At 66.7% G+C, this 18,598-nt stretch carries 15 protein-coding genes and 1 pseudogene; 11 read left to right on the top strand and 5 right to left on the bottom strand.

What is annotated here, in order from left to right; genetic code table 11:
• The first annotated feature begins 36 nt into the window (after positions 1–36).
• Positions 37–477, top strand: a complete 441-nt coding sequence (locus OHB09_RS16325; protein ID WP_040895897.1) for an SsgA family sporulation/cell division regulator — start codon at positions 37–39, stop codon at positions 475–477.
• A gap of 78 nt (positions 478–555) precedes the next feature.
• Here the strand turns inward: OHB09_RS16325 and OHB09_RS16320 are convergent, their stop codons facing one another.
• A complete protein-coding gene (locus tag OHB09_RS16320) occupies positions 556–2,046 on the bottom strand; it encodes a YibE/F family protein (protein ID WP_328922163.1) in 1,491 nt (496 codons plus the stop codon).
• Positions 2,047–2,265: 219 nt separating this feature from the next.
• Here OHB09_RS16320 and thiC point away from each other — a divergent pair, with 219 nt between their 5' ends.
• The 3 genes from thiC to OHB09_RS16305 all read left to right on the top strand — a co-directional run bounded on the left by thiC (position 2,266) and on the right by OHB09_RS16305 (position 8,180).
• Positions 2,266–4,128 (top strand): phosphomethylpyrimidine synthase ThiC, encoded by a 1,863-nt coding sequence (gene thiC, locus OHB09_RS16315; protein ID WP_328922162.1) that lies wholly within the window; start codon positions 2,266–2,268, stop codon positions 4,126–4,128.
• A gap of 714 nt (positions 4,129–4,842) precedes the next feature.
• On the top strand, positions 4,843–7,128 hold the full coding sequence (locus tag OHB09_RS16310) for an NACHT domain-containing protein (RefSeq protein ID WP_328923023.1): 2,286 nt from the start codon (positions 4,843–4,845) through the stop codon (positions 7,126–7,128).
• A 137-nt stretch (positions 7,129–7,265) separates the two neighbouring features.
• Complete coding sequence (locus tag OHB09_RS16305) at positions 7,266–8,180, top strand: phosphotransferase enzyme family protein (protein ID WP_328922161.1); 915 nt, start codon at positions 7,266–7,268, stop codon at positions 8,178–8,180.
• A 3-nt stretch (positions 8,181–8,183) separates the two neighbouring features.
• Here OHB09_RS16305 and OHB09_RS16300 read toward each other — a convergent pair whose 3' ends face one another.
• Complete coding sequence (locus tag OHB09_RS16300) at positions 8,184–9,557, bottom strand: sporulation protein (protein WP_328922160.1); 1,374 nt, start codon at positions 9,555–9,557, stop codon at positions 8,184–8,186.
• A gap of 211 nt (positions 9,558–9,768) precedes the next feature.
• On the opposite strand from OHB09_RS16300, the gene OHB09_RS16295 reads away from it, so the two are divergent.
• Complete coding sequence (locus OHB09_RS16295) at positions 9,769–10,329, top strand: ATP-binding protein (protein WP_328918740.1); 561 nt, start codon at positions 9,769–9,771, stop codon at positions 10,327–10,329.
• Between the two features lie 319 nt (positions 10,330–10,648).
• Complete coding sequence (locus OHB09_RS16290) at positions 10,649–10,948, top strand: hypothetical protein (protein WP_328922159.1); 300 nt, start codon at positions 10,649–10,651, stop codon at positions 10,946–10,948.
• Between the two features lie 410 nt (positions 10,949–11,358).
• On the opposite strand, the gene OHB09_RS16285 is transcribed toward OHB09_RS16290, so the two are convergent.
• Complete coding sequence (locus tag OHB09_RS16285; RefSeq protein ID WP_328922158.1) at positions 11,359–12,138, bottom strand: GntR family transcriptional regulator; 780 nt, start codon at positions 12,136–12,138, stop codon at positions 11,359–11,361.
• A 165-nt stretch (positions 12,139–12,303) separates the two neighbouring features.
• Between OHB09_RS16285 and OHB09_RS16280 the strand changes: the two genes are divergently transcribed.
• From OHB09_RS16280 to OHB09_RS16265, 4 genes are all read left to right on the top strand, one after another.
• Positions 12,304–12,654, top strand: coding sequence for an SCO3933 family regulatory protein (locus OHB09_RS16280; protein ID WP_290002215.1), 351 nt, complete (start codon positions 12,304–12,306; stop codon positions 12,652–12,654).
• Positions 12,654–13,955: an FtsK/SpoIIIE domain-containing protein gene (locus OHB09_RS16275; protein ID WP_328922157.1), complete on the top strand. Its 1,302-nt coding sequence runs from the start codon at positions 12,654–12,656 to the stop codon at positions 13,953–13,955. Before OHB09_RS16280 ends, OHB09_RS16275 begins: the two co-directional genes overlap by 1 nt.
• Positions 13,952–14,149 carry a hypothetical protein gene (locus tag OHB09_RS16270; protein ID WP_234527292.1) on the top strand — a complete coding sequence of 66 codons (198 nt, stop codon included), beginning with the start codon at positions 13,952–13,954 and terminating at the stop codon, positions 14,147–14,149. The genes OHB09_RS16275 and OHB09_RS16270 overlap by 4 nt, the downstream gene beginning before the upstream one ends.
• 303 nt (positions 14,150–14,452) lie before the next feature.
• Positions 14,453–15,811: a replication initiator gene (locus tag OHB09_RS16265; protein ID WP_328923022.1), complete on the top strand. Its 1,359-nt coding sequence runs from the start codon at positions 14,453–14,455 to the stop codon at positions 15,809–15,811.
• Between the two features lie 138 nt (positions 15,812–15,949).
• Here OHB09_RS16265 and OHB09_RS16260 read toward each other — a convergent pair whose 3' ends face one another.
• Positions 15,950–17,515 carry a recombinase family protein gene (locus OHB09_RS16260; protein ID WP_328918744.1) on the bottom strand — a complete coding sequence of 522 codons (1,566 nt, stop codon included), beginning with the start codon at positions 17,513–17,515 and terminating at the stop codon, positions 15,950–15,952.
• Between the two features lie 74 nt (positions 17,516–17,589).
• On the opposite strand from OHB09_RS16260, the pseudogene OHB09_RS16255 reads away from it, so the two are divergent.
• Positions 17,590–17,721 (top strand): annotated as a pseudogene (locus OHB09_RS16255) (thiamine biosynthesis protein ThiC); the annotation flags it as partial.
• Between the two features lie 18 nt (positions 17,722–17,739).
• Here the strand turns inward: OHB09_RS16255 and OHB09_RS16250 are convergent.
• Positions 17,740–18,594 carry a hypothetical protein gene (locus OHB09_RS16250; RefSeq protein ID WP_006141344.1) on the bottom strand — a complete coding sequence of 285 codons (855 nt, stop codon included), beginning with the start codon at positions 18,592–18,594 and terminating at the stop codon, positions 17,740–17,742.
• Positions 18,595–18,598: the final 4 nt, after the last annotated feature.

Raw genomic sequence — 18,598 nt, 5'->3', positions numbered from 1 at the left:
ATCCTGACCAGTCGACGGCAATTGACGGGGTAGGCGATGAGCGAGTCCGTAGTGCAGGCGGAGGTCATGATGAGCTTCTTGGTCTCGGAGGAACTTTCCTTCCGGATCCCCGTGGAGCTCCGCTACGAGACCTGCGATCCCTTTGCCGTGCGGCTTACCTTCCATCTCCCCGGTGACGCACCCGTCACCTGGGCGTTCGGGCGCGAGCTGCTGGTCGACGGAGTGGGGCGGCCCTGCGGCGACGGGGACGTGCACATCGCGCCCGCGGATCCCCACGCGATCGGCGAGGTGTTGATCAGGCTCCAGGTCGGGGCCGACCGCGCCGTGTTCAAGTCCGGGGCGGCGCCGCTCGTGGCCTTCCTCGACCGCACGGACAAGCTGGTACCGCTCGGGCAGGAGCGTTCCCTCGCGGACTTCGACACCCTGCTCGACGAGGCGCTGGACCGCATCCTCGCCGAGGAGCAGAGCGCGGGGTGAGCGCCGTCCCGCACATGGACGGTCCGGACGGCGGAGGAACGCTTCAGCAACCCGCTCGCCCGCCCGTGTCCGCACCCCTCATCGTTTGCGGCGACGGCCCCGCCCACCGCGCGCCGAGGGCACCGCGGCCGTCCCTTCGGCGAGCCGGTCCCCCGCCGGGGATGTGCCCCCGTGCGGCGGCGTCGCCGGGCCCCCCGCGTCCGGGCGGTCCGCGGAGACCACCAGCGCGGCCAGGGCGGTGGTCACCGGCACCGAGGCCACCAGCCCGATGGAGCCGACGAGGGTGCGCACGATCTCCTCGGCCACCAGCTCACTGGTGGCGACCGTCCCCACATCGCTCCGCGCGACGGAGAAGAGCAGCAGCAAGGGCAGTGCCGCACCCGCGTAGGCCAGGACCAGGGTGTTGACGACCGAGGCAATGTGATCGCGGCCGATCCGTATGCCCGCCCGGTACAGCGCCCGCCGCCCCAGGGCGGGATTCGCCTCGTGCAGCTCCCACACCGCGGACGTCTGGGTCACCGTCACGTCGTCGAGCACTCCGAGCGAACCGATGATGACGCCGGCCAGCAGCAGACCGCTCATGTCGATGTCCGGATAGAGCCCGTGGATCAGGCCGGTGCTGTCGTCGGTGTTCCCGGTCAGCGCGGCCCACCCGAGGAACATGGAGCCCAGAACGCCGATCAGCCCCAGCGAGATCAGCGTGCCGAGCACCGCGACCGAGGTGCGGGCGGAGAGACCGTGGCACATGTACAGGGCGATCAGCATGATGGCGCTCGACCCCACCACCGCCACCGCCAGCGGGTTCGAGCCCTGCAGTATCGCCGGCAGGATGAAGAACGACAGCAACAGGAAACTGACGGCCAGGGAGATCAGGGCGGCCAGACCTCGCATCCGGCCCACGACCACCACGGCGACGGCGAAGATGCCGGCGAGCAGCACCATGGGCAGCGTGCGCTTCACGTCGGTGACCGCGTACTGCAGGTTCTTCGGCGCGGAGGGCTCGTAGGAGACCACGACCTTCTCGCCCTGGTGCAGTTGGCGGGTCTGGTCCGGCTGGACGACCTCGGTGAAGGTGCGGCCCTTGTCCTTGCCCGTGTCCACGCGGACCGTGGCCTTCTTGCACGCACCGGACCCCGCGCCGGACTTCTCGGCGGAGGCGCCGCCGGCCGGAGCGCCCTCGGCGGCCGCCCCCTCCGCTCCCGGGCCGCCGTCGCCCGTGCCGCCGCCCCCGGCGCCCACGGAGGCGCAGTCCACGCGGACCACCTCGGTGACCGTGGCCTGCTGCGTCTGGCGGTCGAAGCCGACGCCGGTGCGCTCGTGCCCCGGTACGCCGCCCGGCCACAGCACCACAAGACCCACGACCACCGCGACGGCGAACGGGACCAGGACGGCCGTGATGACCCTTCGGAGCTGCCGGGAAGCGGGCGCCGCCGGACCGTGGTGATGGCTGTGGGAGTGGCCGCCGCTTCCCTCAGGACCGGTCGCCGGAGGGGGGTGCTCGTGCGGCGGGGGCTGATGGGGAGGGTGTTGATGCGGGGGGCGCTGGGGGTGCTGCTGGGGCGTGGTCACCGGTGCATCATCGCAAGAAGACCGGGGGCCCACTGTTCAGTGCGGCCCCGCAGGCGCTAGCGTAAAAGCACCTTTGTACACGCGGGAGCTCGGAGCACCGGGCTGAGAGGGCGCTGACCTCCGCACAGGCCATGTTCCACGTGGAACATCGCCGGCGGACACCGCTGCGTCGACCGCTGAACCTGTTACCGGGTAATGCCGGCGTAGGGAGTAGGTCTCATGACCATCAAGGACACACGCACGCCTGCCTCGACGCAGAACGCCAGTGTGGACTCCAGCGGAAGCACCGACGGGAACCTCGAGGAGAACACCGGCGGGACACCCCAGGGCGAGAAGACCGCAGCGTCCATCGGCTGGCACAAGGCGTACGTCGAGGGCTCGCGCCCCGATCTGCGCGTGCCGGTCCGTCAGGTGCACCTCACCAACGGGAAGTCGGTCACGCTGTACGACACCTCCGGGCCGTACACCGACCCCACCGTCCGGACCGACGTCCGCAGGGGCCTCGCGGCGCTGCGGGAGAACTGGATCGTCGCCCGGGGTGACACCGAGGAGTACGCGGGCCGTCCCGTCCGGCCCGAGGACGACGGCCTCAAGCACACCTCGCCGCGTGGAGGGTTGCGCAATCTCGACGCGGTCTTCCCCGGGCGCCCCCGCCGGCCGCGGCGGGGTGCGGGCGGGACACCGGTGACCCAGCTCGCCTACGCGCGACGGGGGGAGATCACCCCGGAGATGGAGTTCGTCGCCCTCAGGGAGAACGTTTCCCCGGAGGTCGTACGGGAGGAGATCGCGGCGGGGCGCGCGGTGCTGCCCGCGAACGTCAACCACCCGGAGATCGAGCCGATGATCATCGGCAAGCGCTTCCTGGTGAAGGTCAACGCCAACATCGGCAATTCCGCGGTCACCTCCTCCATCGAGGAGGAGGTCGAGAAGATGACCTGGGCGACCCGCTGGGGCGCTGACACGGTCATGGACCTGTCCACCGGGCGCAATATCCACACCACGCGCGAGTGGGTGCTGCGCAACTCCCCCGTGCCGATCGGCACGGTGCCGCTCTACCAGGCACTGGAGAAGGTCGACGGCAGGGCCGAGGAACTGACCTGGGAGATCTACAAGGACACCGTCATCGAACAGGCCGAGCAGGGTGTGGACTACATGACCGTCCACGCGGGCGTCCGGCTGCCGTACGTCCCGCTCACCGCGAACCGCAAGACGGGAATCGTCTCGCGCGGCGGCTCCATCATGGCGGCGTGGTGCCTGGCCCACCACAAGGAGTCGTTCCTCTACGAGAACTTCGAGGAGCTCTGCGAGATCCTCGCGGCCTACGACGTCACGTACTCCCTCGGCGACGGTCTGCGCCCCGGGTCGATCGCAGACGCCAACGACGAGGCGCAGTTCGCCGAGTTGCGCACACTCGGGGAACTCAACACGATCGCCAAGCGTTTCCACGTACAGACCATGATCGAGGGCCCGGGACACGTCCCGATGCACAAGATCAAGGAGAACATCGACCTTCAGCAGGAGATCTGCGATGAGGCTCCGTTCTATACGCTCGGCCCGCTGACGACGGACGTCGCTCCGGCGTACGACCACATCACCTCCGGCATCGGTGCCGCGATGATCGCCTGGTGGGGCACGGCCATGCTCTGCTACGTCACGCCCAAGGAACACCTGGGCCTGCCCAACCGCGACGACGTCAAGACCGGTGTCATCACCTACAAGATCGCCGCCCACGCGGCCGACCTCGCCAAGGGACACCCCGGTGCCCAGGAATGGGACGACGCGCTGTCCGACGCACGGTTCGAGTTCCGCTGGGAGGACCAGTTCAACCTGGCCCTCGACCCGGACACGGCCCGCGAGTTCCACGACGAGACCCTGCCGGCGGAGCCCGCCAAGACGGCGCACTTCTGCTCGATGTGCGGTCCCAAATTCTGCTCGATGAAGATTAGTCAATCCATCACAGAGCGGTTCGGGGGCGCGGCGGCCGAAGGGGCGACGGCTGAGGAGGTCGCGGAGGGGATGCTCCAGAAGTCGAAGGAGTTCGCGGAGAGCGGGAACCGGGTGTACCTGCCGATCACGGATTGACCGGCGTCTGCAGAGACTGCGCCGCTGGGAGGAATGTTCGAGCAGTGGTTCGACGGCACAGCCGTCGAACCACTGGGCGTCGCCTTGCACCCACCTGGCAGCTAAGGAGCCGAGAGGAGCGCCCCCAGTGACGGGCGGACCGTAGAATTCCGGCCGCCTACTGCGACGAGATGGCCAAGAAGATCCCCCTGGTCCCGGCTGCCTGCGTGACAGCCCTCGGCCTGCCTTGATGGCTTCTACTTTGCCTCTCTCGCGCGGAACGACGGCCTCCACATCGTCTCAGAGTAAATCGATCCGACCTTGCCTTGTAACAATAGTGTAACTGTGTGACGCGAAGGCGGGATCCTGCTGTTACCTGATGCCCGACGCTTTGGGGGGCGAGGCATGCAATTTGATCCGGTGACAGCAGTTGTATCTCTGGTAGTAGCACCAGTATTCTATTACGTATTACGTCGGACGGTTAGGTTTATCAGGGGGAATACGCAAGTCGCTCTAGATGCGCTCTTCTTCCAACTGGGAAAATCTTTCCGTAGCTCCCTAGCGATGAGGGTCAGCCTGCGTAAGTATTGCAGGGCCGGACTAAGCGATTCGCGAAATAGATATCTGATTGTGCCCGGGAGAGATCAAGTATCTCTAGAGGCCGACGAGGCATTCGTCTCACTCAAACTGCAAAATGCGGCTGAAGAGCACGTCTACTCTGACAACGTGCGCAAGATGCAGGACATCCCGCGCGTTCGAGTCATTGGAGATCCTGGCTCAGGTAAATCTTCCCTGGCGAAGAAAATGTTTCGTGATGCATGCCGAGACGCTGCGAAATTCAAGCAGGACCACCGCCTTCCCATTCTGGTGGAGCTTAAGCGCTTCTCTCCCCCTAAAAGTGCGTCCACCGATAGGGCACGGGTAAATTGGGCAATCAAGTATTTCAAGGACCAGGTCGCCGCTGTCCACGGTTTTGACATGCCGCAACTGTTTGACTCTTACCTGACCGGAAAGGGGGTATTTTTTATCCTTGATGGGCTCGACGAGGTCGCTAGCAGTGATTATCCTCGCGTGTCCGAAACCCTCCGTGCATTGAGCCGTGCCCTGGTAGTCAAAAGTCCTCACAATTCAATAATTCTTACGATGCGCTCACAATTCCATGTACAGGTGAGCGATCACCTTGAGGCAGAGTTCCCGGTCATCTTCCATGTACAGCCGTTCACTCCGGAAGATATCTATACCTTCTTGTCTCGCTGGCCTAGCTATGTCGGCGAAAAACGCGTGGAGATCCTTCGAGTCTACAATGATCTCACGGATCGACCAACACTCAGAGAGATGTGCAGTAACCCGCTGATCCTGGGAATGTATGTAAGTCATGATCAGCATGGTGGGAATGACGTTGCCATCGACACTAGAACTTCCTTCTATTCTAAAGTGGTGGAAGAACTGCTGGTAGCGCGGAGAAGCCGGCAGCTAGAGATCCCTGCAAGAAGTCTCCTGCGTGAGCAACGGGAGGCGATCTTCGGACCGCTCGCTTTTGAACATCTACTGGATCCGAACCAGGCAGCCAATTCTCTTGATTGGAACCGCGCTGTTGACCTTGTATCCCGGGTCTACGGGTGTGATTCCGCTGAGGCTGAGAGCAAGTTGCGGGAACTCGCAAAGGAGACTGGATTAATCTCAGAGGAACGCACAGGGGAGACTTACAGGTTCATTCATCTCACGTTCTGCGAATTTTTCGCAGCCAAAGAGGCGGCAGAAGGGAAGGAGGAGGGGTGGCGGGAGCTCGTTTCAGCGCAAGAGACTTTCTCTCATAATAGGGACCTTTATGCAGGTACTCGTTTGGAAGAGGTTATTCCATTTGCCCTCGCACTGTTAACTCGCGCTCGTCGTCCCGAAGCACTCGAAGAAGTAGCTGCTATTAGTGGCAGTCTCATTCTTGGCCGTTGCTTCCTCGAAACCCAACTATATGATCAAGAGGAATGGGACCAATACACCCGCACTGAGTCGGCAGCTCTACGGGGCACTTCTTCGGACAAGTGGGACGACGAGTGGCTGAGGAGACTTCACCTCTTCAATGTTGTCGTAAAGGACGAAGAGGAGTGGTCAGCGAGCTACGGTAGGAAGAAGAGGAACACGCTTGAATCCCTCTTCAAGGACCTGGTCAGCGATGACCGGCAGCGCTTGGTCCACTTGTTTAGTAGTTACGCGACTGTTGACGCCTCTGCCGCCATGCGATTGGCCAGATCGACGGGGCTTGACCTCGTCGCTGAGCAACCCAGTATGGTCCTGGATAATATGGCCTACCCGCCGTTTAGAGCACACATCCTTGAACAGCTTAAGGATGAGTCATCGCCATCCGATAAGATTTTTTTGATCTTGGCAGAGGCGGGTCTTCAGAGCAAGTCAGTCGCACTGGACTGTGATCGCGAGAAATCTACTGCTTATTTGAAAGAACAAGTGACCCGCTTGGATCGCCGGTTGCGGTGGTGCCGCAGCGACTCAGTTTTTTGGAGAGCTTTCCTTCCTTCGCTTTATTTGGACTCCCTTAGCTATTCTATGGCGATTATTGCTCGAGGGGGAGATTTTACTGAGTTTCCTGCCCTTGTGGCGGTATCTGACGTTACAGCGCCAGGATCGCTAAGTAGGAGGTTCCAGTATTCGTGGTATGCGGTTTTCATTCTTCCGGCTTTGGCGACCTCTGCAATTCTCGGAGACAGTACGTACAGTGATCTTGGTTTCCAGGGATTGGCTGTCCAATTAACCTTCGTGGGGGTAGTGCAGTTCATTTTGCTGTTCCTGATGGGGATCGCTCGAATACCATTTATTAGGCGGGCGTTGTATGTCGAACTCGTTAATCTCGCTCAGACGCCATATCGGTTGACTGCCACTCAAAGACTCATACCTGCGCGTGTCCTAATAAGGAAGTTTCTCCCTTCTAAACTTCTGCATGCGTCTCTGGCTCTTCATCGCCCTTTGGTTAAGCAGTTACTTGAACGTAAAGTCCACAGAGGGAAGTGACTACGGAAGTCCCTCATCCTCCTCTCAGCGGAGCATTTATCGGTCTGTATGGTCGAAGTGTGTCCGGTGCGCTTCGGGTTGGTCACCCGCACACGTGCGCCGGTTGATCGCGTGCGACTAGGGGAGCTGGTTCGGGCATGGCGGTTGGTGCTGCTCGGTCGGATGAGGGGTTCACGTCGGAGAGGGCTGCGCGGGTGGTGGGTGCCGCGTGCCGGGCGGCGGGGTTGGATGGCGGGGGTGCGGAGCTGATCCGGTTCGGGGAGAACGCTCTGTTCCGACTGGCGTCCACGCCCATGGTTGTGAGGGTGGCGCGGGGGGAGGAGTGGCTACCCAAGGCGCGTATCGAAGTGGCCGTGTCGCGTTGGCTGGCGGGTGAGGGCTTCCCCGCGGCGCGCATCGTCGATGACCTCGAACAGCCGCTGTTGGTCGACGGGCACCCGGTGACCTTCTGGCATCTCATCCGTGAGGGTGACCGTAAGGCGACGTACGGGGAGCTGGGCGGCATCCTGCGGGATCTCCACTCGATGACGTTGCCGGCGGGGGTGGAGTTCCCCTCGTTCGATCCCTTCGGGAAGCAAGAGCTACGGATCGACCGGGCCCCGATTCCGGAGGACGATCGGGTCTTCCTGCGGAAGCGCTGGCGTGAGTTGCGTGATCAGTTCGGAGAGCTGAGCTTCGAGACTGCCAAGGGGCCTGTGCACGGTGACGCTCACGTGCAGAACCTCATGGTGGACGATCAGGGGCAGGTGATCCTGATCGACTTCGAGGCGTTCTGCTTCGATCACCCGGAGTGGGACCTGATGGTCACGGCCACGGAGCATCACAGTCTTGGCTGGCAGACCGACGAGCAGTACGCGGACTTTGTACGTGCCTACGGGCGGGACCTGTACGACTGGCCTGGTTACGACACGCTGCGGCGGCTGCAAGAGTTCGGCATGACGACGTGGCTCATGCAGAACGTGCGGGAGGACGAGAGGACGGCTGCCGAGTACCGCCGGCGCATCTCGGCCCTGCGCAACGACGATGCGCCTCGGGACTGGCGCCCCTGGTAGCCGCTACTCGTCATCGTCCAGACGGGCCAGTGCCTCGCTCACCTTCTCGTTGAACGCGACTACGGCGGGGTGGGCCGCGTGCGTGCTCACCTCAGCCTGAAAGTCGGTGACGTAGCGCTGGAAGCGGGAGGACTGGAGGGAGTCCCCGTCGTCCACGGCGAGACTCGCGGTAGTGACAGCGGCCTCCAAGTCGCCGTTCAGGAGTTGGCTCTGGGCGAGCACAATGCGGCAGAAACCGAGAGTGCGGGCGTACGCGGGGTCGGTGCTGTCGACGGCGCGCTGTGCCTGCTCGACGGCGTCCCGGCGCATCCGTAGGTCGCGGAAGCAGTGGCAGAGTTCGCCCGTGAGTTCGGCTTCGTCGAAGTAGCTCAGCCATGCCGGGTCGTCGGCGCTGGCGGCCTGCTCGAAGTGCCGTACCGCCTCGTTCATCGCGCGGGCCGCGCCGGCCTTCTCGCCTGCGTTGGAGAGGGCGCGGGCTTCCATGGCCCAGTAGTTGGACATGGCGCGCGGGGTGGCTCGCCCCTTGGCGCCCTCGACGGCTGCGCGGGCGAGCTGGATGGCTTGCGCGTGGTTGCCGAGATAGTTCGCCTGGTGGCTGAGGTTGCCGAGGATGCGGGCGCCGAACATGCGGTCGTCGATGACCTGTGTCAGGCGGAGCGTGGACGAGAGGTAGCGGTGGGCGAGCCGATGGTTTCCTGTGTCGTACGCCGTCCACGCGAGGAGCTGCGAGACCTCGGCGGCGGCGCCGAATAACGCGGTGCCCACCTTCTCGCTGTAGCTGACATCGAGCAGCGGCAGAACTTCGTGGCGGAAGTAGTGGCGCAGTGCCTTGTGGCCGTGGCCTCCGCCGTACTTGAAGTCGAGCTGCATGAACATGCCTGCGGCGTCCCGGATCGCGCGTACGTCGCGCATGCCGACGCGTTGGCGTCCGGGTCTGTCGGCCTGGATGCTGTCGGGGCGCGCGATCATCCATGACAGGACGGTGGTGCTGAGGTCGCCGTCAGAGACGATCAGTGGATCGGCGGCGGACGTCTCGACGCTGCTGTCTGTGAGGCTGCTCAGGGCGGAGAGTGCTTCGGGGACGGTACTCGGGTAACCAACCGCCTGAGGGGCGGCCGGCTGTGCGTGGTCGAGGAATCCGAGATCGCCCGGCGTGATGCGGCGGCCGAGTTTGGTGCTCAGTACGTCCGCCAGGATCGCGGCTGTCTGGGGCTGGATGCCGGCGCCGTCCCGCCATCGCTGCACGGACACATGTGTTGTCCCCAGGTTGATGCCGCGTGCTGCGGCGGCGTCCTTCATGCGCTTGGCGAGGCCCTTGTTCGAGACCTTGGCCTGCTCCATGACAGCGATCAACTGCGCGTTCGGCTCTCGGTTCATGCTCCCCTGCCAACCCGAGAATGACGGCGAGTGTTCATGGTGTCACAGCCGTTTCGACCTCGGGGGGTTCATCAATGAACCCCCCGTGCCTGCGCCCGTGTTCACGTGAACCCCCCCGGTGAACGCTCCCGGTCACGCCTGCTTCGCCGTGTACTGGCTCGCGTGAAGCAAGCGGTGCGATGAGGGCCGCGGGGCCTCGGAAGGGGAAGCCATGGATGCGCGGGAGAGCGAGCGGGTGGCGGGTGAGCTGGACGCGTACGCGCACTGGTTCGTGACGCCGGAGGCGTCCTCGGACGGGCACTTCCTGACGCTGACGCTCTTCGCCGAGTTCGGTGACACGGCACGCGTCGCACGTGACATGACGGCCGTGTTCCTCCGGGGCGTGGGTGCTGACGCGATCGTGGACGATGCGCGGCTGGTCGTCTCTGAGCTGGTCGGCAACGTGGTGAATCACGCCGTGCCGGACCGGCGCCTGTCCTCGGCCGGAGGCTGTCGGCGTATCGACGTGACCTTCAAGGTGTGGCCGAAGTGGCTGTTCATCGGTGTCACCGATGAGGACTCGACTCCGCCGCTGCTTCCGGTGGGAGAGGTGTTCTCCCCAGGGCTGCTCGGTGAGCTGTCCGAAGCGGTGTTGCCTGACAGCGGCCGGGGACTGTTCATCGTGCAGCGCCTGGCGGCGGCGGTCTGGTGGACGCCTGGGGAGAGCGGCGGCAAGACAGTGTGGTGCCGCTTCGGCTTGAACGGCGACGTGGAGCCCGTACCGCGCTCATGATCTCCGGGCTGCCGTCCTGTTTCGCTCCTCCGCGATCGGGAGCGGGTGGCGGCCCGGTAACCGGCCGGAGTCTGACCCCTCCGGCCAGGGCGCGGCTCCTCCGGGCTTCCGGAAGCTCCCCTCCCGGCCGGAGGGCCGCGCCTCACAACCACAAACCGAGACCGGGCCACCCCATCAGCCCTGGAAAGCGAAGGGTGGCCCGGCGGGGAACGCGACGGTTCCCGGTGCCTGATGGTACCGGGACCGTTGTGCTGCGTACTGGCCCTGGTCCCAACAGAGTTGATGATCCGTTACCTCGATCGGGACAGAGGTGGGCAAGGTGACTGGCTCGGGTGAGAGCTGGCTGAACGACGGCCTTGATGACGTCGTGGGGGACGGTGGTGCCCTGTGGGTGCCGGGGGTCGACTACGTGGCGGGCTGGCGCACGGCGCGTGAGGCTGCCGACCGATTGAACCGCGCGCTCCTCGGGATGGGCTTCGAGCTGTCCGCAGTGCGGGCGGCCGCCTCGACGGACGGCGAGGGGCGCGGGGTCGTGCGGCTGGCGGGCCGGCCGGAATGGGCTGAGCTGCTCGCCGGGCTCCTGGAGGGGCTCGCCGAAGGGGCCGGGGGCGTGGCATGACGGGCGTTTCCGCCGGTGAGCGGCGCGCGTGGGCACGTCGCCTGCCGGAGAGACTTTGGGCGGGAGCTGCCATGGGGCGAGTGAACAGGGGGCCCTACGCTGGCCCGGCGAATCGGGCAGGCACTGGTCCTGCCCGCGTATGTGCCCGATGGGCCCCCTGTTCTTCGAGGCTCGCCCCATGGTGGCTGCCTAAAGTCTCGGAGGCCGGCGACCCCCGGCCGACCACGCCCCGGCCTACGACGGCCGGTCGACGCCTCGACTCCCCGGGCATCCTGCGGCGTGGGGCGCCCGGTGCCCGGACGGGACCGGCGGCCACGCCGCACGCCCGGCCGGGGCGGCCGGGCGGCCCGGCGCGCCGAAGGCGCGCCCTTGAGGAAGTGAAGGGGGTTTCGACCGATGCCCCTCGTTGCTCACGCCTTGCGGCGTCGGGCGGGCTGCTTGTCGGCGGTGATCCGGTAGGCGATCTCGGCACGGTCGGCGCCGACGCGCAGTTCTTCGAGGATGAGCGGGTGGTCGTCGGTGCCGTGCGCGACACGGGCAAGGTGCAGGATCGGGGTCGCGTCCGGGAGTTGGAGTGTGGCGCGCTCGTCGGGCAGCGGCATGCGGGCGCGGACCGTCTCCGACCACCACAGGACGTGTCCGTCCTCGGCGAGCAGTCGGTAGATCTCTGCCGGTCGCTTCGACGGCTCCTTGCCCAGCGGCGGGACGGCTTCGGCCACCTCGAAGGGGATCAGTGTGCGGTGCATGGCGCGGGTGCCGGTGCCGGGATCGGTCAGCAGTCGGGCACAGCCGAACAGCGCTTCTTCCTCGGCGAGGTGGAGCAAGCGGCCGGTGGCCTTGGTGGTGCGGGTGCGGTACGTGGCCGGCTCCTCGGCCTCCTCCCACTCGTCGCCGTTGGGCATGGTGAACCCGCCGTCGCTGCTGCGGCTGATGCGCCGCTCGATGGTGAGCGCGGGCTGACCGTCGGAGCGTACGAAACTGCCCTTGCCGTGCCGTACATCGATCAGCCCTTCGGCGCGCAGGGCGGCAATCGCGTTGCGCACGGTGGGTCGGGAAACCCCGTAGCGGGCGATCAGTTGGGCCTCCGACGGCAACGGGGAGTCGGGGGCGAACTCGCCGGAGAGGATCGCCTCGCGGATGGCGGCGGCCACCTGCTGGTAGAGGGCCCCGGGGCGCTGGATCTCCGTCATCTCGGCTTCTCCGGTTCGGTGTCATAGGCACGTCGCACGCGCGTCATCACTCGTCAGCATAAGTAGTTGCGCTCTCGCCGTACAGAGCTCCATAGTCGCAACTCGTAAGGACAAGTGACGTCCGCATATGCCGGGCGTCCTGACTGGCCAGGGAGGCCAAGAATCATGCAGTCCATTCCCGTGGACACGTCGCGGCTGGGCGTACTGCGCTGCGCCATCGCGCCGGAAGCGAAGATCAGCAACCCCGAGACACAGGAGGTGAAGAAGGACCGGGACGGCAACCCGGTGTTCACCGTGGCAGTCACCGTGCGGCAGGACCGGCGGCGGATCTCCGTCATCGAGATCGCGGTGACCGGTGAACCCAAGGGCATCGAGGAAGGCCAGATCGTCAAGGTCACCGGACTGACGGCGTTCATGTGGGCCATGGGCGACCGGCACGGCGTCAGCTTCCGGGCCGACGCGATCACACCCGTGCACGGGAGCACTCCCGCGCACGGCAAGGGCGGTGCCGCCTGATGGGGCCGATCCTGCTCGCCCTCGCACTCGCGGTGCTGGCCTGGCTGCTCGTCGTCGGTGACCTTGTGCGCCGGCACCGTCCGGCCTGGCACTGGTACCTCATCGGCTATCCCGCCACCGCATGCCGGGTGGTCCTCACCTGGCGCAAGGTAGCCGTGCTCAACGACCTCGCCGTCTCGCGCCGTCCGCCCCGTGGCCTGCTCGGGGACCTGGTGGTCAAGGGCGATCCGGTGCGGCCGATCGCTCCGAGGGCCTCGTTCCCGCGCGCCACCCGCCTCGGGCTGACCGTGACCGTGCGACTGCACGCGGGCCAGACCCCGGCGACGTACATGAAAGCGGCTGACGCGCTGGTCCACGCGTGGCGGGTGCACGCGGTACGGGTCACCTCGCCCGAACGCGGCCTGGTGCTCCTGTCCGCGATGGCGACGGACCCGCTCCAGCGGCCCGGCTTAGCCACCGCGCCGACCGAACTCCTCTCCGCCCTCATCGGCGCACTGGAGAACGGCGGCGCCTGGGTGATGAACCTGCGACTCGTCCCGCACTGGCTCATCGCCGGGGCCACGCGCTCGGGCAAGTCCACCCTGCTGGCCCGGCTGGTCACACAGCTCGCCCCGCAACGCGTGGCCCTGGTCGGCATCGACTGCAAGGGCGGCATGGAACTGGGCCTGTTCGCCGGGCGGCTCAGCGCACTGGCCACCTGCCGACGCGAAGCGGTCGCCGTGCTCTCCGCACTCGTCGTCGACATGCGGGAACGGATGGACGCGTGCCGCACGGCCGGCGTGCGCTCGATCTGGGAGCTGCCGGACAAGCTCCGGCCGGTGCCGGTCGTCGTCCTGGTCGACGAGATCGCGGAGCTGTACCTGTACGACGGCACCCGCGAGAGCAGGGCGGAAGCCGAACAGTGCTCCACCCTCCTGCTCCGCATCGCCCAGCTCGGGGCCGCGCTCGGCCTGCATCTCGTCGTCGCCGGGCAACGGGTCGGCTCCGACCTCGGCCCCGGCGTCACCGCGCTGCGCGCTCAGCTCGGCGGCCGCATCTGCCACCGCGTCAACGACCCCGGCACGGCGGAGATGGCCCTGGGCGATCTCAACAAGGACGCCGTGGCCGTGGCCCAGGTGATCACACCGGAGGAACGCGGGGTCGCGGTGTGCACCGGACCGGACGGCGGTTGGAGCCGTGCCCGCTCGCACCTGACCACCACGGATGAGGCCGTTGCGACGGCCCGGAAGTTCGCCGGCATGACCCCGGAACTGCCCACCGTCGTCCGCGCCCTCTCGGCGCTGGAAGGAGAGAGCAAGTGATCAGCGAGGGTACGGCGTTCACGTTCTCGGTGATCTTCGGGATCATCACCGTCCTTCTCGTCCGCTCCCGTGACGTACGGGCCTGGGAAGCGGTCTGCGTCGGCCTCTTCGGCCTCTACCTCGGCCAGACACCCGTGGTCTTCACCATCCATGGGCTCGTGACCTGGTTCGTCAGCGGCTTCTCCCATACCTGAGCAGAGAGGACACACCACCATGCCCATGCCTCGCGTGAGGTGCCCGCACTGCAAGGGCGACGGGGCCCGGAGGACCTGGACCGGACGGCTGCGCCGCTGCCGCGTCTGCCGGGGCAGCGGAACCATCCGCTGACCCACCCGCCCCCTACTGACCGACCCGAACAGAGAGGCGATCCCCATGACCGACCACGCGCCACCCACCATCCTCCGTGCCGCTGCGGCGGCCCACCCCGGAAGGTCACCACCATCACCCCGGAGTTCACCCCGGCCGACAGGCGCGCCGTCCTCGACCGCGCGGCGCGCCTGCGCCGGCTCCCTGAAGCAGACCGTGACGCCATCCGCATAGCCCAAATTCCGCAGTTCTCCCGCTGGCTGGAGCAGATCACCGCGACCGGCGGCTGCGCCCGCCCTGTCCACCTCTCCGGCTTCACCACCACCCTGGACGGCGCGACCGGCGAGATCCTCCGCCAGTACGACACCCGCGACGAACCCGGCGAACGCCTCCTCGTCCGCTGTCGCAACCGCAGGGCTACCGTCTGCGCCCCTTGCTCCCGCCTCCACGCCGGGGATACCTTCCACCTCGTCCGCGCGGGCCTCCTCGGCGGCAAGAGCGTCCCCGCCACCGTTCGCAACCGGCCTCGGCTCTTCGTCACATTGACCGCGCCGTCCTTCGGCCCCGTGCACCGGACCGGGGAGCGCTGCCGCCCCCGCCGCGACGGCGGCACCTGCGGCCACGGGCGCCCCCTCGGTTGCACCACCGAGCACACTCCGACCGATCCCCTGATCGGCCAACCCCTGTGCCCCGACTGCTACGACTACACCGGACACGTCCTGTGGCACGCGCACGCCTCCAAGTTGTGGGACCGCTTCGTCATCGACGTGCGGCGGCGCCTGGCCACCTCCGCCGGCCTCGTACAGTCCCGCTTCGCCCACCACGCCCGACTGTCCTTCGCACGGGTCGCCGAATACCAGAAACGGGCGGCCGTTCACGTGCACGCGGTCGTCCGCCTCGACGGCCCCGACGGACCGGCCGACGAACCCCCGCCCTGGGGCACGGCCGACCGGCTCACCGACGCCGTCCGCGCCTCCGCCGGGCGCGTCCTGGTCCGCACCCCGTACAGCCCCGCTGTCGGTGAACTGCTCCTGCGCTGGGGCGTCCAACTCGATGTGCGCCCGCTGCACGCCAACGGTGACGGGCCCGATGGCGATGCCGTGGCCGCGTACGTCGCGAAGTACGTCACCAAGGGCGCGAGCGAGACTGGCGCCGGCACCGACCACAGGGTCACCACCTGGTCCGACATCGACACTGCACCCGTGAGCGCGCATGTCCGCACCCTCATGCGCACCTCCTGGCGCCTCGGCGGCCTCCCCGAGTACGCCCCCCTGCACCTGCGCACCTGGACTCACACCCTCGGCTACCGCGGCCACATCCTCACCAAGTCCCGCGCCTACTCCACCACCTACGCGGCACTGCGCGCCGAGCGCGCTCAGCACGTCGGAGACGCCGAGATTCCCGACGCGATCACGGAAGCGCACTGGCGCTACGTCGGCTCCGGCCACACCCCCGGCGCGGCCCTCATCGCGGCCGGTGTGGCGGAGGACCTGGCCCACACTCGCCTGGCCGCTGCTGACGCTCTTCACCCGGGCGGTGATGCTGCCTGAGCACGTCGCAGCGGAAGCCGGGCAGAGCGAATCAAGAAGACATGGCGGTGCGCGCGTGGATCAACCGTCAGCTACGTGAATCTCCCCCGCTCTCCGACGATCAGTTACGGAGCGTGGGGGAGATCCTGGGGCTTCAACTCACGCGGAAGTCCGCCACACGGGCTTGAGTAGATCCGGGTCGAACGCCTTGTTGCCCTTCCCGCCCGGTACGGCGATCACTGCACTCAGGACCTTCTTGATCGCCTCGCGCTTCTGTGTGAGCGTCTTCGTCTTCCACGACTCCCTGATGTCCCCCGTGGCTTCCTCGGCCTCCGCCTTCAGTGCCTCGTGCGCCTTCTGGTCGGCGCGCAGCTCCTTGATCCGGCGTTCGAGGACGGGGAGGTTGCGGAAGAACGTCTCATCGTCCACGTCCGTGTCTTCGTCGTCGTGCCAACGACGTTCGAGCTCTTTGCGGCTCTTCAGGGCCCGTTCCAGCGCGTCGGCCTTGTCCCAGTCCGGCACGCCCTGTGCCTTGGTCGCCGCTTCCTGTTCGAGCTTGGCGATCACCAATTCCTCAATGGCGGCGTCGGTCTTGTCGCCGCGCTTGTAGGTCTTGTTGCAGCCACCGTCCACGGTCTTCTTGCACATGTACGCATGCCGGTACTTGAGCCAATCATTGGCCTTCAGACCGATCATCTTGTTGTTGCAGATGGTGCCGTCCTCCAGTACATACCCGCAGCGCAGGATGCCGGTCAGCAGGTACTTATGGACCAGGCCACCGCGCGTCATGCCGGCGCCGCTACCTCGTTCCCTGATCTTGGCCGTCACCGCGAACCACTGCTTCGGGGTGATGATCGATTCCCATTCGCCCACGATCGGCTGGTCGTCGCCGTCGCGGACAAGCTCCCCCTTGATCTCCCGGTATCCGCAGAGCCGCGCGTTCATCAAGATCTGCTTGACGGTCTGGTACTGGAAGGGGTTGCCACGACTCGTGAGGTATCCGGCCTCCTTCCACTGACGCGTGATCTCGGAGATGGATGCGCCGGCGATCACGTCACCTACGGCCTTACGGATCGCGTCGGCCTCCTCCGGGCGAAGCGTGACCTTGTCGTCCTCCCAACCGAAGGGGCGCCATGCCGCGACCGACTGGCCACGAATCGCCCGGCTCCGGTGGCTGTTCCGAGTCCTCCGCTGCTTCTTCCTCGTCTCGCTGAGGGACATGGCGACCCCCAAAAGGCCCTTGATCTCGAAGCCCTCGGCGTACAGATCCTGGATGCCGTTGGAGTCGTGGTAGACGCGTTCCTCGTGTGAGGTGAACGCCTTGAGGTACCGCTCCCAGTCGCTGGGGCGCCGGTACAGACGGTCGTCGTTGACGGCCATGACGCCGTGGATCGGGTACCCCTCCGGTGTCGTCCCCGTCGTGAGGTCGGCAAGCAACTGCTCGAAGTCGTCGCGTACGACGCTCTCCTTGCTGGCGCTCTTGTCGTTGTCCGTGTAGCGGTAGACGATCAACCATCCGAGTCGACGGGCGGCCTCCGCCATGTCCCGGTGCTGGTCCTCGATGCCGTGGGCGTCCTTGACCCGGCCGTCGAACGAGATCCGCGCGTAGCAGACGACGCACCTCAGGTGGGGATCGGCGGCCAGCATGCCGCGCACTTCCTCGACTGACGGCACTCCTTCCGGCACGCCGCGCAGCTTGCTGACCAGGTCCTCACGCTTGCCCACGATGTTCCCCCTCGGTCCATGGCCGGCCTGCTGGCGCGACCGCAGCGCATGTGAGGGTTCTACTCATACTCCACTCGATGAAGATCTCTCAGGACATCCGCCGGGAGCACGGCACCACCCGTGCCGAGGTCGAGGAGGGCATGGCGCAGAAGTCGAAGGAGTTCGCCCAGGCGGGCAACCGGGTGTATCTGCCGATGGCCGACTGAGTCGCTTCGCGGCCCCGTTCAGTCCGGCTGGTGTTCGGGGCCGCCGAAGTCCGGGCTGGAGAAGTCGGGGCTGGAGTAGCGGGGGCGTGGCCCCGAGGACGTGCCGTCCTCGGGGCTGCTGAAGCCGGGGCGGTCGTAGCCCAGGTGCGGGATGCGGCTCTGCGGTGCCGAGGGCACCGGGCCTTTCAGCGCGGCCCGGTCGGGGTCGGCCAGGGCGTCCCGGAGAAAGGGCAGGAGGCCGCGTTCCAGGAGCGCCTCGTGCCACGCCTCCCTGGCCCGCAGCATCTCCTCGTACAGGTCCCCCTCGGCGCCGCCGCGCTGTGCGGTGGCGCTGTTGCGCAGGGCGGTGAGCAGCAGGCCGACCGCGGCGACCAGGATCGCCACCGCGGTGACCGCGCCGAAGACCCAGCCGGTGGTCAGCAGGGTCCGGGCGAAGGCCGGCTCAGGGCTGAGCATCTTCATGACGTACCCGACGAGCAGGAAGATGGCCGCAGCGGTGCCCGCGAGCACGGGGGCGAGGACGGTGACGACCGCGCCGGCCCCGGCTCCCGCGGCGGCCTCGCCGACGGCGGCGGCGAGACCCAGCCCGGCCACATCCGTCTCCGTGGCGGGGGCGTCCTGCAGGGGAGGCGCGGACGGGGCGGGGCGACGCAGCTCCTGGCGGACCTTCACGTAGTGGTGGTATTCGGCCGCGGCGGCGGTGGTGATGAACGCGGTGGCGCTGAGCGCCATGGTGCGCAGTTGTTCGGGGTTGAGCCGCTGTACGAGGGCGGCCAGTTCCGGGCGGTGTGCGGCGGAGCGCAGCGCCTCGTCGAGGATCCGCTCGTACTCCTGGCGGTCCTCACTGTGCAGGTGCTGCGGAACGCTGTTCATTGCA

The sequence above is a fragment of the Streptomyces griseoaurantiacus genome (genome assembly GCF_036189845.1).
In the GTDB taxonomy this organism is placed as follows: domain Bacteria; phylum Actinomycetota; class Actinomycetes; order Streptomycetales; family Streptomycetaceae; genus Streptomyces; species Streptomyces griseoaurantiacus.
Note: the sequence above shows the minus strand (reverse complement) of the source record. Positions and strands in the feature narration are given on the sequence as shown.